General features: G+C 66.0%; 13 protein-coding genes. 9 read left to right on the top strand and 4 right to left on the bottom strand.

The window, feature by feature from the left end; all coding sequences use genetic code 11:
• Positions 1-40: 40 nt before the first annotated feature.
• The 6 genes from DQ230_RS09805 (at position 41) to eda (ending at position 7,010) form a co-directional block, all read left to right on the top strand.
• Entirely contained in the window at positions 41-880 is an 840-nt protein-coding gene (locus DQ230_RS09805; protein WP_113912448.1) for a carbohydrate ABC transporter permease, read from the top strand.
• Positions 880-1,155 carry a DUF2160 domain-containing protein gene (locus DQ230_RS09800; protein WP_113912412.1) on the top strand — a complete coding sequence of 92 codons (276 nt, stop codon included), beginning with the start codon at positions 880-882 and terminating at the stop codon, positions 1,153-1,155. Before DQ230_RS09805 ends, DQ230_RS09800 begins: the two co-directional genes overlap by 1 nt.
• Positions 1,156-1,194: 39 nt before the next feature.
• The gene (locus tag DQ230_RS09795; protein ID WP_203228042.1) at positions 1,195-2,904 is read left to right on the top strand and encodes an ABC transporter substrate-binding protein; all 1,710 of its coding nucleotides are present in this window, start codon (positions 1,195-1,197) and stop codon (positions 2,902-2,904) included.
• Positions 2,905-2,963: 59 nt separating this feature from the next.
• Positions 2,964-4,463, top strand: coding sequence for a glycerol kinase GlpK (glpK, locus tag DQ230_RS09790; protein ID WP_113912411.1), 1,500 nt, complete (start codon positions 2,964-2,966; stop codon positions 4,461-4,463).
• Positions 4,464-4,547: 84 nt separating this feature from the next.
• Positions 4,548-6,359 carry a phosphogluconate dehydratase gene (gene edd / locus DQ230_RS09785; protein ID WP_113912410.1) on the top strand — a complete coding sequence of 604 codons (1,812 nt, stop codon included), beginning with the start codon at positions 4,548-4,550 and terminating at the stop codon, positions 6,357-6,359.
• A 3-nt stretch (positions 6,360-6,362) separates the two neighbouring features.
• On the top strand, positions 6,363-7,010 hold the full coding sequence (gene eda / locus DQ230_RS09780) for a bifunctional 4-hydroxy-2-oxoglutarate aldolase/2-dehydro-3-deoxy-phosphogluconate aldolase (RefSeq protein ID WP_162497412.1): 648 nt from the start codon (positions 6,363-6,365) through the stop codon (positions 7,008-7,010).
• Here the strand turns inward: eda and DQ230_RS09775 are convergent.
• Entirely contained in the window at positions 7,007-7,627 is a 621-nt protein-coding gene (locus tag DQ230_RS09775) for an enoyl-CoA hydratase/isomerase family protein (RefSeq protein ID WP_113912409.1), read from the bottom strand. The two genes, eda and DQ230_RS09775, sit on opposite strands and share 4 nt — an antisense overlap.
• Complete coding sequence (locus DQ230_RS09770) at positions 7,620-8,375, bottom strand: SDR family oxidoreductase (protein ID WP_113912408.1); 756 nt, start codon at positions 8,373-8,375, stop codon at positions 7,620-7,622. The genes DQ230_RS09775 and DQ230_RS09770 overlap by 8 nt, the downstream gene beginning before the upstream one ends.
• Before the next feature lie 126 nt (positions 8,376-8,501).
• On the opposite strand from DQ230_RS09770, the gene DQ230_RS09765 reads away from it, so the two are divergent.
• From DQ230_RS09765 to DQ230_RS09755, 3 genes are all read left to right on the top strand, one after another.
• Positions 8,502-10,022, top strand: a complete 1,521-nt coding sequence (locus DQ230_RS09765) for a DUF2125 domain-containing protein (protein WP_113912407.1) — start codon at positions 8,502-8,504, stop codon at positions 10,020-10,022.
• Between the two features lie 163 nt (positions 10,023-10,185).
• On the top strand, positions 10,186-11,535 hold the full coding sequence (locus tag DQ230_RS09760) for a TldD/PmbA family protein (protein WP_113912406.1): 1,350 nt from the start codon (positions 10,186-10,188) through the stop codon (positions 11,533-11,535).
• On the top strand, positions 11,522-12,295 hold the full coding sequence (locus tag DQ230_RS09755) for an inositol monophosphatase family protein (protein WP_113912405.1): 774 nt from the start codon (positions 11,522-11,524) through the stop codon (positions 12,293-12,295). The genes DQ230_RS09760 and DQ230_RS09755 overlap by 14 nt, the downstream gene beginning before the upstream one ends.
• A gap of 5 nt (positions 12,296-12,300) precedes the next feature.
• Here DQ230_RS09755 and plsY read toward each other — a convergent pair whose 3' ends face one another.
• Together plsY and pyrC are read right to left on the bottom strand one after the other, a co-directional pair.
• Positions 12,301-12,906: a glycerol-3-phosphate 1-O-acyltransferase PlsY gene (gene plsY / locus DQ230_RS09750; RefSeq protein WP_113912404.1), complete on the bottom strand. Its 606-nt coding sequence runs from the start codon at positions 12,904-12,906 to the stop codon at positions 12,301-12,303.
• On the bottom strand, positions 12,907-14,196 hold the full coding sequence (gene pyrC / locus DQ230_RS09745) for a dihydroorotase (protein ID WP_113912403.1): 1,290 nt from the start codon (positions 14,194-14,196) through the stop codon (positions 12,907-12,909).

Raw genomic sequence — 14,196 nt, 5'->3', positions numbered from 1 at the left:
GGCCGATGTTGCAACCCCTGTCGTCGCGGGCGAGGGCGACATGACGATAGAGAAACCGCGCCGCGCCGCGCGCCGGTATCGCCCCTCCGGATCGGCCATCGTCATGGGCCTCTATCTGCTGTTCCTGATGCTGCCGATCTACTGGCTGCTGAACATGAGCCTGAAGACGAATAACGAAATCCTCGGGTCGTTTTCCCTCTGGCCGCGCGATCTGACGCTGGCCAATTATGCCAAGATCCTGACCGATTCCAGCTGGTACATGGGCTATGTCAATTCGCTGATTTACGTGGTGATGAACACGGTCATCAGCCTCGCCGTGGCGCTGCCTGCGGCCTATGCGTTCAGCCGCTACAGCTTCATGGGGGACAAGCATCTGTTCTTCTGGCTGCTGACCAACCGGATGGCGCCGCCTGCGGTGTTCGCGCTGCCGTTCTTTCAACTGTACTCCTCGATTGGCCTCTTTGACACCCACATCGCCGTGGCGCTGGCGCATTGCCTGTTCAACGTGCCGCTGGCGGTGTGGATCCTTGAAGGGTTCATGCGCGGCGTGCCCAAGGAGATCGACGAGACGGCCTATATCGACGGATATTCCTTCCCGGCGTTTTTCGTCAAGATCTTCACGCCGCTGATCGCATCGGGCATCGGCGTCGCCGCGTTCTTCTGCTTCATGTTCTCATGGGTGGAACTGCTTCTGTCGCGCACGCTGACGTCCGTAGACGCAAAACCCATCGCCGCCACGATGACCCGCACCGTCGGCGCGGCCGGCGTCGACTGGGGCGTGCTGGCGGCGGCGGGGGTGCTGACGATCGTGCCGGGCGCCTTGGTGATCTATTTTGTCCGCAACTATATTGCCAAGGGCTTTGCCTTGGGGAGGGTGTGATGCTTGACTGGATGGCATGGACATGGCCGACCGCGACCTTCTTTCTGGTCATCGCGGGGCTGCTGCTGACCTTCACGATCCTCGCGGTGAAATACCCCGAAACGCCGCGCACCGGCATCCTGCGGATCGAGACGACGCGCGGGGACCGGTTGTTCATCACCCTGCTGGGGTCGGCGTTTATCAATCTTGCGTGGCTCGGCCTTGGGCTTGGGCCGCAGTATTTTGCCTTGATCGTGTGCCTTGTCTATGCCGCAGCGGTGTTTCGCTGGGTCTGACGGTGCATCAATAAATCGTTCAATAAGGGAGGAAACCAAATGAACACCTTGCTGAAATCATCCACCGCGCTGGGGCTTGTCCTCGGGCTGGGGGCCGCACCGGCGATGGCCGACATGGAGGCGGCCAAGAAATTCCTCGACGAGGAAATCGGAGAGATCACGACCCTGCCGCGCGCCGATCAGGAGGCGGAGATGCAGTGGTTCGTTGATGCCGCCGAGCCGTTCAAGGGCATGGAAATTAACGTGGTGTCCGAGACGATCACCACCCACGAATACGAGTCCCAGGTGCTGGCGCCCGCGTTTACCGCGATCACCGGCATCAAGGTCACGCATGACCTGATCGGCGAAGGCGATGTGGTGGAAAAGCTGCAGACGCAGATGCAGTCGGGCGAGAATATCTATGACGCCTATGTGAACGACAGCGACCTGATCGGCACGCATATCCGTTATGGACAAGTGCGCAACCTGACCGACTGGATGGCGAATGAGGGCGCGGACGTTACCTCGCCCACGCTGGATCTGGACGATTTCATCGGCACGCAGTTCACCACATCGCCCGATGGCAAGCTGTACCAGCTGCCAACACAGCAATTCGCGAACCTCTACTGGTTCCGCTACGATTGGTTCAACGATCCCGAGATCATGGCCGACTTCAAGGAAGAGTACGGCTATGATCTGGGCGTTCCGGTCAACTGGTCGGCCTATGAGGATATCGCCGAATTCTTTACCGGGCGCACCATCGACGGGGTCGAGGTCTATGGCAACATGGACTACGGCAAGAAGGATCCCAGCCTTGGCTGGCGCTACACCGACGCATGGATGTCAATGGCCGGCATGGGCGACGTGGGCGAGCCGAACGGCCTGCCCGTCGATGAATGGGGCATCCGCGTGAACGAGCAGTCCCAGCCCGTCGGTGCCTGCATGGCCCGCGGCGGCGCGACCAATTCGCCCGCGTCGGTCTATGCGGTCGACAAGGCGATCAAGTGGCTTCAGGAATACGCGCCCCCCGCCGCTGCCGGCATGACCTTCTCCGAGGCCGGCCCGGTCCCGGCGCAGGGCAACATCGCGCAGCAGATGTTCATGTACACCACGTTCGTCGCGCCGCTGGTGGCGTCCGACGCGGTAATGAACGAGGACGGCACGCCGAAATGGCGCCTCGCCCCCTCGCCGCATGGCGTTTACTGGCAGGACGGCATGAAGGTGGGCTATCAGGACGTGGGCAGCTGGACGCTGATGAATTCCACGCCGGTGGACCGCGCGCAGGCTGCGTGGCTCTATGCGCAGTTCGTGACCTCGAAAACCGTGGACGTGAAGAAGGCCGATGTCGGTCTGACCTTCATCCGCGATTCCACCATCAACTCCGACCACTTCACCGAGCGCAAGGACAAGCTGGGCGGTCTGGTGGAATTCTACCGCTCGCCCGCGCGCACGCAGTGGTCGCCCACCGGCACCAACGTGCCGGACTATCCCAAGCTGGCACAGCTGTGGTGGCAGAATATCGGTGACGCCATGTCCGGTGCCAAATCCTCGCAAGAGGCGCTGGACCAGCTGTGCGCCGATATGGAAAAGGTGATGGAGCGGCTGGAACGTGCAGGCGTGCAGGGCGATCTGGGCCCCGTCCTGAACGAAGAGCGTGACGCCTCCTACTGGCTGGAGCAGCCCGGCGCGCCCAAGCCCAAGCTGGAGAACGAGGACGAAGAGCCGCAGACCATCGGCTATGACGAGCTGGTCAGCTCCTGGAACCAGTAAGCGAACACCGGGGCGCGCCAGTCGCGCGCCCCGGACCCCATCCAAGCCCCCGAGAGACCATGACCTATATTCTGGCCATTGACCAAGGCACCACCTCCAGCCGCGCGATCCTGTTTGACGAGGCGCTGCGCGTCACCGCCATCGCGCAAGAGGAGTTTCCCCAGCACTATCCGCATTCGGGCTGGGTCGAACATGATGTGTCCGATCTGTGGTCAACCGTCGCCGGCACCTGCCGCGAGGTGATCGAGCGGGCAGGAATAACCTCGGCAGACATCGCCGCCATCGGCATCACCAATCAGCGCGAAACCACGGTTGTCTGGGACCGCACCACCGGCCAGCCCGTCCACAACGCCATCGTCTGGCAGGACCGGCGCACCGCCGCGATCTGCACCGCCCTGCGCGACGCCGGGCATGAGGCGATGGTCAGGGACCGCACCGGCCTGCTGCTGGACCCTTATTTTTCGGGGACGAAGCTGAAATGGATCCTCGATCACGTCGAGGGCGCCCGCGACAAGGCGCGCGCCGGTGATCTGCTGTTCGGCACCGTTGACAGCTTCCTGATCTGGAAGCTGACGGGGGGCGCGTCGCATGTGACCGACGCCACCAACGCCGCGCGCACGCTGCTCTATGACATCCGCAAGGGGCGGTGGAGCCGGACGATCTGTGATTTGCTCGACATTCCCATGGAAATGCTGCCCGAAGTGCATGACTGCGCGCATGATTTCGGCACCACGCGCAGCGATCTGTTTGGCCGCACCATCCCCATCTACGGCGTTGCGGGCGATCAGCAGGCCGCGACCATCGGGCAGGCCTGTTTCAAACCCGGCATGCTGAAATCGACCTATGGCACCGGCTGTTTCGCGCTGCTGAACACCGGCGATACGCCGGTCTGGTCGGAAAACCGTCTGCTGACAACGATTGCCTATCAGCTGAACGGCACACCCACCTATGCGCTGGAGGGGTCGATTTTCGTTGCCGGCGCCGTGGTGCAATGGCTGCGCGACGGGCTGAAGATGATCCGCACGGCGGCCGAGACGCAGCCCCTGGCCGAGGCGGCCGATCCCGATCAAAACGTGGTCTTGGTGCCTGCCTTCACCGGGCTGGGCGCGCCCTACTGGAACGCCGAATGTCGCGGCGCTGTCTTTGGCCTGTCGCGCAATACCGGCCCGGCGGAATTTGTCCGCGCGGCGCTGGAATCGGTCGGCTACCAGACGCGCGATCTGCTGGACGCGATGACGCTGGACTGGGCGCGCGCCACGGGGGGCGCGGCCAATGCCGCCACCCTGCGCGTCGATGGCGGGATGAGCGCGTCGGACTGGACCATGCAATTTTTGTCCGACATCATCGGCGCCGAGGTGGACCGCCCCGCCACGCTGGAGACCACGGCGATGGGCGCCGCATGGCTGGCAGGCGCGCGGGCAGGGCTCTATCCGGACCGGCAGGCGTTCTCTGACATGTGGGCGCTGGAGCAGAAGTTTACGCCGCAAATGCCGCAGGATGTGCGCCGCGCCAAATATGACGCCTGGCGCCGGGCGGTGGAGGCGGCACAGATTTTCTAGCGTATGGGCGCATGGCGGCTGACCTGTACCACGGCGCCGGAATATATTAGCGCTAGCGACGTGCCGCCACAAGGAGACGACGACATGACCCTGAATCCGGTTCTTGAGCGCGTGACCGACAACATCATCGCCCGCAGCGAACAGACGCGCGGCGCGTATTTGCAGCGGATGGAGGCGGCCCGGTCTAAGGGACCATCGCGCGCGCATCTGTCTTGTAGCGGGCAGGCCCACGCCTATGCCGCCGCCGATCCGGGCGACAAGGCGGCGCTGGCCACGACCGATGCGGGCAATCTGGCCATCGTCACCGCCTATAATGATATGCTGTCGGCGCATCAGCCCTTCAACCGTTTCCCCGAGTTGATCCGCGATGCGGTGCGCAGCGCCGGCGGCACCGCGCAGGTGGCGGGCGGCGTGCCGGCCATGTGCGACGGCGTGACCCAAGGCGAGGCGGGGATGGAGCTGAGCCTGTTTTCGCGCGATGTCATCGCGCTGGCCGCCTCTGTCGCGCTCAGCCACGATACCTTTGATGCTGCCGTATTCCTGGGCGTCTGTGACAAGATTGTGCCGGGGCTTGTGATTGCCGCGCAGGCATTTGGCCATCTGCCCGCGGTGTTCCTGCCCGCGGGGCCAATGACCAGCGGTCTGCCGAACGACGAAAAGGCGCTGATGCGCCAGAAATTCGCGGCGGGCGAGGCGACGCGCGCCGAATTGATGCAGGCCGAAATGGCATCGTATCACGGTCCCGGCACCTGCACATTCTACGGCACCGCCAACAGCAACCAGATGCTGATGGAGTTCATGGGCTTGCATCTGCCCGGCGCCAGTTTTGTCAATCCGAACACCGATTTGCGCGACGCGCTGACCCGCGAAGGCGCGCGGCGGGCGCTGTCCCTCAGCGCGCAGGGCAATAATTACACCCCCGTTTGCAAGGTGCTGGACGAACGTGCCTTTGCCAACGGCATTGTCGGGCTGAACGCGACGGGCGGTTCGACCAACCTGCTGATCCACCTGATCGCCATGGCGCGGGCGGGGGGTATCATCCTCGACTGGCAGGATTTTTCCGCCCTGTCGGATGTCACGCCGCTGATGGCGCGGGTCTATCCCAACGGGCTGGCCGATGTGAACCATTTCCACGCGGCAGGCGGGCTGGGCTACATGATTGGCAACTTGCTGGAAAATGGCCTGCTGCATCCCGATACGCCCACCGTCGGCGGCGATGGCCTGCACGCGTACAGGCAAGAGCCGGTTCTGAAGGACGGCACGCTGCATTGGCAGGACGGCGCCGGGCGCAGCCTGAATGACAAGATCCTGCGCCCGGTCACGGACCCGTTTCAGCCCTCCGGCGGGCTGGTGCGACTGGCGGGATCGCTGGGAACGGCGGTGATGAAAATCTCGGCCGTTGCGCCTGAACACCACACGGTCGAGGCGCCGGTGCGCGTCTTTGACAGCCAGGAGGCGGTCAAGGATGCGTTCAAGGCGGGCGAATTGACCGGCGATGTGATCATCGTCGTGCGCTTTCAGGGGCCAAAGGCCAACGGAATGCCCGAATTGCACAGCCTGACGCCGATCCTGTCCATTCTTCAGGGGCGCGGGCAGAAGGTGGCGCTGGTCACCGATGGGCGCATGTCGGGCGCGTCGGGCAAAATTCCCTCCGCCATCCACGTCTGCCCCGAAGCGATGGAAGGCGGCGCCATCGCCCGCCTGCGCGACGGCGATATCCTGCGGGTGGATGCAGGCGCCGGCACTTTGAACATACTGACCGATGGCGTTGCAGACCGCGCGCCCGCCACGGCGGACCTGAGCGCGAACCAGTTCGGCGTCGGGCGCGAGCTGTTCGCGTCCTTCCGCAATACCGTCGGCTCTGCCGAGACCGGCGCGACCATATTCGGAGGCTGACCCATGCCGATAACCGCGCATGATGCCAGCAGGCAAACCCGCGACCTCTGCGCGCTGGCGCCCGTCATTCCGGTGCTGGTGATCCATGATGTGGCCCGCGCCCGCCCGTTGGCTAAGGCGCTGATTGCCGGCGGGCTGCCTGCGCTGGAGGTGACGCTGCGGACCCCCGCCGCGCTGGACGCGATCCGCGAAATGGCGGATGTGCCGGGCGGGCATGTTGGCGCCGGCACGCTGATCACGCCCGAGGATGTGCGCGCGGCCAAGGCGGCAGGCGCGCGTTTCGGCGTGTCGCCCGGCGCCACGGATGCGCTGCTGGACGCTTGCGAGGCCGAGGGTCTGCCGCTGCTGCCGGGTGCGGCCACGGCGACCGAGGCGATGGCGCTGCTGGCGCGCGGCTATACCATGCAGAAATTCTTTCCGGCCGAGGCATCGGGCGGCGCGCCCGCGCTGGGCGCAATCGGCGGGCCGTTGCCGCAGATCACCTTTTGCCCCACGGGGGGCGTCGGCGCGGCCAATGCGGCCAGCTATCTGCGCCTGCCGAATGTGACATGCGTCGGCGGCAGTTGGGTCGCGCCGCGCGATATCGTCGAGGCCGGGGATTGGGACGCGATCACTGCGCTGGCGCGCGCCGCAGCGGCGCTGCGCGGTTAGGGGATCAGCGCCTTGATCGCCGCAGCATGGTCGGGGGTGGCGCCGATTGCGTGATCGGCCAATGCGCGCGCTTCCTCCAGCAGCGTTTCGGGCGCGGCGATCTGGTCGAACAGGCCCCAATGATGCGCAGTTTCGCTGTCGATCCGCGCACCGGTCAGCAGCACCAGCTTGGCGCGGGCAGGTCCGACCAGCGCGGCAAGGCGCGCAGGGTCCGACGGCTGCGGCAGGAATCCCAGTTTCATCACCGGATAGAACGCCTTGGCGCCCGGCACGGCGATGCGCAGATCGCAGGCCAGCGCCATGCCCATCGCGCCGCCCGCAACCGTGCCGTTCAGCGCGGCGATGGTCAGGCAGGGCAGGGCGGCGATGGCGCCGGACAGACGCTCCCACACCGGGCTGGTGGCAAGCCCTGCGCGCGCTGCGTCCAGATCGGCGCCAGCGGAAAATACCTTGCCCGCGCCGGTCAGGATCAGCGCGCGCGCGTCCTGCGGGCTGCGCCCGGCCTCCTCGGCGATGTCGGCCAGCCGGGTCAGCATCCCCTCGGTCAGGGCGTTCGCCTTGTCCGGGCGGTTCAGCGTGACGGTCCAGATGCCGCCCTGTTTATCCAGATCAATCACGCGGATTACCCAGCCCGATGGCCTGACGCATCGCCGGATCGCGCAGCGAGATCTCAGTGCCCAGATGCGCGTCTGCCTGCGGCCCGCACATCCACAGGAGCGCCCGCGCGGGCCAGTCTGCCGGGATGTGTTCGGACCAGTCGAGCCGTGACACCGGACTGATGCCGCTGTCCTTGACGTCGCGCTGCATGTCAGTGGCGACCGTGCCGGGTGACAGACCCATGACGCGCAGGCCGTGATCGCGCCCTTCCAGATCGGCGCTGGCGGTCAGCATGGCGGCGCCGGCCTTGGACGCGCAATAGGCGCTCCACCCATCAACCGGCCTGTGCGCGGCGCCGGATGAGACGGTCAGGATCGTGCCGCGGCCTGCGGCCTGCATCACCGGGATCGCCGCGCGCATACCGTTGTAAACGCCGGTCAGGTTGATGTTTATCGCGCGCGCCCATTCGGAAGGGTCCGACGTGGCCAGCGGCCCCATCGGCGTGATCACGCCCGCGTTGCCAATCAGCACATCCAGCCCGCCATAGGCATCCTGCGCCAACTCGACCGCCCCGGCCATATCGGCAAACTCGGCCACGTTGCCGGCATGGGCAACCGCGCCCAGATCGCGCGCCAGATCGTCCAGCGCGTCCCGGCTGCGCGCCATCAATACCAGCCGCGCGCCCGCCTCGGCAAAGATCCGCGCAGTGGCGGCGCCGATGCCGCGGCTGGCCCCCGTGATCAAAACGCTTTTGCCTGCTATATCCATGATCGCCCCCTGCTGATTTACCCCTGACTAGCGCCGGTTGCGGTCAGGGTCCAGCGGTGCGGCCCTTGACGCTGGCCGCATATAACCCGAAGCTGTGCGCAAATTTTTAAAGAAAAGGGGCTTGAGATGACCATCCACAGATCCAAGGTTGCATGGGCTGCCGGAGCAATCGCATGCATGACGGGCGGAGCGGCCATTGCGGATGTCACGCCGGCCCAGGTCTGGACCGACTGGCAGGCCAGCATGACGGAATTCGGCATTACCGTTTCAGCGCGCGAAACGCCGTCCGGCAACGACCTGAAGCTGAACGACATCGTTCTGACGATGGACGCGCCCGAGGATGGCGCCGATACCGAGGTGACATTTCCCGAACTGACGCTCAGCGATAATGGCGATGGCACGGTGTCCATCACATTTCCCGAAACGCTGCCTGTGTCAGTCGCGGTCGAGGGGCCCGAGCCGGTCAGTTTCGATCTGATTTACAGCACATCCGAGATGGATATGACCGTGTCGGGCGACGCGTCCGAGATGATCTATGCCTACACCGCCGCAACGGTCGGCCTCGCGCTGGAAGATCTTGTCTCCGAGGGCGAGCCGGTCGATTTCGGCACGGCCACTGTCCAGATGCAGGACGTCAAAGGCCGCACGGTGACAACGGTGGGCGATCTGCGCAACTCCGATCAGCAGGTCACGTCCGGGCCGATCACCTATCAGGTCAACGCGACCGACCCCGAGGATCCGACCAGCAAGTTCAACCTGACCGGCCAGATCGACAATCTGGAGCTGCTGGCCACCGTCGCGATGCCCATGGGCATGGACATGACCGACATGGCCGCCGTGATGGCCGCCGGGTTTGCGGCTGATGGATCTTATGTCTTCGGCCCCGGAAAATCGTCCTATGAATTCACCGAAGAAGGCACCGCAACGCAGGCGACCAGCAGCAGCGCAGGCGGCAAGCTGAGCGTCAAGATGGATGGCGAGGGCGTTGAATATGCCGCGTCATCGCAGGATCTGGCGGTCGAGGTGGTCACCCCCGATCTGCCCTTTCCGGTGGCGATGGGCATGAAAGAGGCCAAGTTCGGCCTGAATGTGCCGATTGCGCAGAAAGAAGAGGCGCAGGACTTTGGCATGACCTTTGTTCTGGGCGATCTGACCGTCAGCGATCAGATCTGGGCGATGTTCGATCCGTCGGCGCAGCTGCCGCGCGATCCGGCCACCCTGGCGCTGGAGCTGTCGGGCAAGGCGCGCGTGATGGCCAACCTTCTGGACCCCGCGCAAATGGCATCGGTCGAGGAGGGCACCGCAGAGGCGGGCGAGCTGGACGCGCTGACGCTAGACCGTCTGCTGCTGCGCCTTGCCGGTGCCGAGCTTTCCGGAACAGGCGATGTGGTGTTCGACAATTCCGACAAGGAAACCTATGACGGCATCCCCAAGCCGGTCGGCACTGTCGCCCTGACGCTGAAGGGTGCCAATGCGCTGCTGGATAAACTGGTCGCCATGGGCCTGATGCCCGAAGAGCAGGTGATGGGCGCGCGCATGATGATGAGCATGTTCGCCGTACCGGGCGAGGGCGAGGATACGCTGAAATCAGACATCGAATTCAACGAAGAAGGCCAGATTTTGGCAAATGGCCAGCGTTTGAAGTAAATGCGGGCGTTTGGCCGGCGCCTTCGGGGTGCCGGCCGCGACGTTGCGCAAACGTCAGGGCGGGCCGGGGGCATCCTCCGGCCCGTTTCGTATGACCGGCGCGGCGCACTTGCGCAGGGGCCGGGTGCGGACTACCTCTGTCAGACACACCGAAAGGCACCGCATGACGCATCCCTCACTTGATGATCTGGCTCAGGCCATCCTTGCCGCCGCGCGGCGCGCCGGCGCTGACGCCGCCGATGCCATCGTCGCCTCTGGCGCCAGTCAGGTGATCGACGTGCGCGGCGGCCAGCTGGAGCAGGCCGAGCGGTCGGAGGCGGCCGATCTGGGCCTGCGCGTGTTGGTGGGGCGGCGTCAGGCCAATATATCCTCCTCCGATGTGCGGCCCGAGACGCTGGATATCCTGGCCGAACGTGCCGTTGCCATGGCCCGCGAGGCGCCCGAAGATCCTCATACGGGCCTCGCTGATCCTGCCCAGCTGGCGCAAGGCTGGGACATTGGCGCGCTACAGCTGGCCGACCCCGCGCCCGAACCCGAACCTGCCGAATTGCAGGCCCGCGCCGCCGAGGCGGAGGCCGCCGCGCTGGCCGTGCCGGGCGTCACTCAGGTGCAGGCATCCACCGCCGGGTACGAGCAGCGCCATGTCTGGCTGGCGGGCAGCAACGGCTTTGCCGCCGATCACCGGCGCACCGATTGGTACGTGTCCTGCGCCGCCATCGCCGGCACCGGCGCGGGGATGGAGCGCGACTCGGACGGGGACGCGCGGATATGGGACGCGGACATGCGCAGCGCGGGCGATATCGGCACGCGCGCGGGCCAGCGCGCCGCTGAACGTCTGGGCGCGCGCCGCCCCAGGACGGGTGCCTATCCGGTGCTGTTTGACGAACGGATTTCAACATCGCTCATCGGTCATTTGCTGGGCGCCGCCAACGGCGCCGCTGTCGCGCGCGGTGCAACATGGCTGCGGGACAGGCTGGGCAAGCAGGTGCTGCCCGAGGGGTTGAGCATCATCGAAGACCCCCACCGCCCCCGCGTTGCCGGATCGCGCCCCTATGACGGCGAAGGGTTGCCAACGCAGCGCCGCGCCATCGTGGACGACGGCGTGCTGACCGGCTGGGTGCTGGATCTGGCCAGCGCGCGCCAGTTGGGGATGCAGTCCACCGCCAACGCCAAGCGCGGCATGTCCGGCCCGCCGCGCCCCGGCACATGGAATATTGCCCTGACTCAAGGGCAGGCCAGCCGCGCCGACCTGATCCGCGATATGGGCACGGGCCTGCTGGTGACGTCGATGATCGGCTCGACCATCAACCCCAACACCGGCGATTATTCGCGCGGCGCCTCGGGGTTCTGGATCGAGAATGGCGAAATCGCCTATCCGGTGAACGAGCTGACCATCGCAGGCAATCTGCACGACATGCTGATGCGTCTGACGCCCGCCAATGATGCGCGCAGCTATCTGAGCAGCGTGGTGCCGTCGCTTCTGGTCGAGGGGATGACCCTTGCCGGCGCGTGATCTGCCTTTGCTGATCGAGGCCGCGCGCGCGGCGGGCGAGGTGGCGACGCGGTATGTCGGCACCACGGTCAAACGCTGGGACAAGCCGGGCGATGCCGGCCCCGTGACCGAGGCGGATCTGGCCGTGAATGACGCGCTGGAGGCACAGCTGCGCGGCGCGCGCCCCGCCTATGGCTGGCTCAGCGAGGAAAGCGCGCATGACCCCCTGCGCGCCGCCGCGCCGCGCACCTTCATCATCGACCCCATCGACGGCACCCGCAGTTTCATCGACGGCAGCCGCGCATGGGCGCATGCGCTGGCGGTGGTGGATGAGGGTCAGGTGACGGCGGCGGTCGTCTATCTGCCGATGCTGGATCTGATGTATGCGGCCGCCTTGGGCGAGGGGGCGACGCTGAATGGCATTCCCATCCGCGCCAGCGCCATGGACCGCGCCGAAGGCGCAACTCTGCTGGCCGCGCGCCCGACGCTGGAGGCGCAGCACTGGCGCGGGCCGGTGCCGGCCTTCAAACGCGAACATCGCCCGTCGCTGGCATATCGCCTCAGCCTGGTGGCCGAGGGACGGTTTGACGCGATGATGACCCTGCGCAAGACGTGGGAATGGGACGTTGCCGCCGGCGATCTGATCCTGCGCGAGGCCGGCGCGCTGTCAACCGACCGGCGCGGTCAGGTGCTGCGTTTCAACAATGCGGTGCCGCAGGTGGATGGCATGGTTGCGGCGGGGCCGCTCTTGCATGCGCAGATGATCGGCGCGCTGGCCTAAGCGCGCTATTTGGCGCCGATCCTTGGTTCGGTCCCTGCGCGCAGCCGTGCGATATTGGCGCTGTGGCGCCACAGGATCAGCGCCGCCAGCAGGATCCCAAGCACCAGCATCGACCAGTATCCCAGCACCAGCATCCAGACCGGCGCACTGACTGCCGCCACCAGCGCCGACAGCGACGATATGCGCGTGATCGCTGCCGTGGCCAGCCATGTCGCGCAGCACAGCAGCCCCACCGGCCATGCCAACGCCAGCGCCACGCCCAGAAACGTCGCCACGCCCTTGCCGCCGCGAAAGCCCAGCCAGATAGGGAAGCAATGACCCAGAAACGCCGCCAGCGCCGCCAGCTGCGCCGCATCCTCGCCCGCCAGCCAGCCGGCCAGCAGAACAGGCATCGCGCCCTTGGCGGCATCCAGCAGCAGCGTCCCCGCCGCTGCGCCCTTGGACCCGGTGCGCAGCACATTCGTTGCGCCGATATTGCCCGATCCGATGCTGCGCAGATCGCCCAGCCCCAGAACGCGGGCCAGGATCATCCCCGACGGGATCGACCCCATCAGGTAGCCGATAATCGCCCACAGGATCAGCAAGGCAAAGGTGGTTTCAAGCAGCGGCATTTATTCGGCCTCATAAACGGGGGCGCCCGCCACATAGGTCGCCATAACGCGCCCCTGCATGCGGGCGCCGTCAAAGGGCGTATTTTTCGATTTTGACCGCAGCGTCGCGCGGTCCAGCACGAACGGCTTGCTTGCATCGAACAGCACCAGATCGGCAGGCGCGCCCACGGCCATGCGGCCCGCCTCCAGCCCCAGCCGCCGCGCCGGGTTCAGCGACAGCGCGCGGAACAGGGTCGGCAGATCCAGATCGCCCGAATGATACAGCCGCAGCGCGGCGGGCAGCAGCGTCTCCAGCGCGACGGCGCCCGATGCGGCCTCTTCAAACGGCAGGCGTTTGCTTTCTTCGTCCTGCGGCGTGTGCATCGAGCTGATCGTGTCGATCACGCCGTCGCGCAGGGCGGCGACGATGGCGTGCCGGTCTTCCTCGCTGCGCAGGGGCGGTTTGACCTTGAAGAAGGTGCGATAGCCCGCCAGATCCAATTCGTTCAGCGTCAGGTGGTGGATCGACGTGCCGGCCGTGATGTCCAGCCCGTTGCGCTTGGCCCGTTCCAGCGCGGGCAGGGCGCGGGCGGTGGTGATCTGGTCGGCGTGATAGCGTGCGCCGGTCATCTCCAGCAGGGCGATGTCGCGGTCAAGGCCCATCCGCTCGGCCATGGGTGACACGGCGGGCAGGCCATAGAGCGACGCGAACTTGCCCGAAGTGGCAGCGGCCCCCTTGGACAGGTTCGGATCTTGTGGATGGGCGATGACCAGCGCGCCGCAGGCGCGGGCATAGGTCAGTGCGCGGGCCAGCACCTTGGTATCCTGCACGACATGGTCGCAATCGGTAAAGGCGATGGCGCCCGCATCCATCAGGAACCCGATTTCGGTCATCTCGCGGCCCAGCCGCCCCTTGGTCAGTGCGGCCATGGGCAGCACGTTGACCGGCGCCGCCTCGTTCGCGCGGCGGCGGGTGAATTCCAGCACTTCGGGGCTGTCGATGGCGGGCAGCGTGTCGGGGCGGGTGGCGATGGTGGTGACGCCGCCCGCCGCAGCGGCGCGGCCGGCCGAGCGGAACGATTCCTTGTGACGCTCGCCCGGCTCGCACACCTTGACGCCGATATCGACGATGCCGGGCGCCAGATGTTTGCCATTCGCATCGATGATGCGGGCAGGCTGGCCCGATGGGGCGGCGTCATCCCCTTGCAGGATTGCGGCGATGCGCCCGTCCTCGATCAGCAGGCTGCCGGGGGTCTCGGTCCGCGCGTCGGGGTCGATCAGGATGGCGTTGGTGATGAGGGTGCGGGTCAT

Source organism: Roseovarius dicentrarchi (assembly GCF_003316635.1).
GTDB lineage: Bacteria > Pseudomonadota > Alphaproteobacteria > Rhodobacterales > Rhodobacteraceae > Roseovarius > Roseovarius dicentrarchi.
Note: the sequence above shows the minus strand (reverse complement) of the source record. Positions and strands in the feature narration are given on the sequence as shown.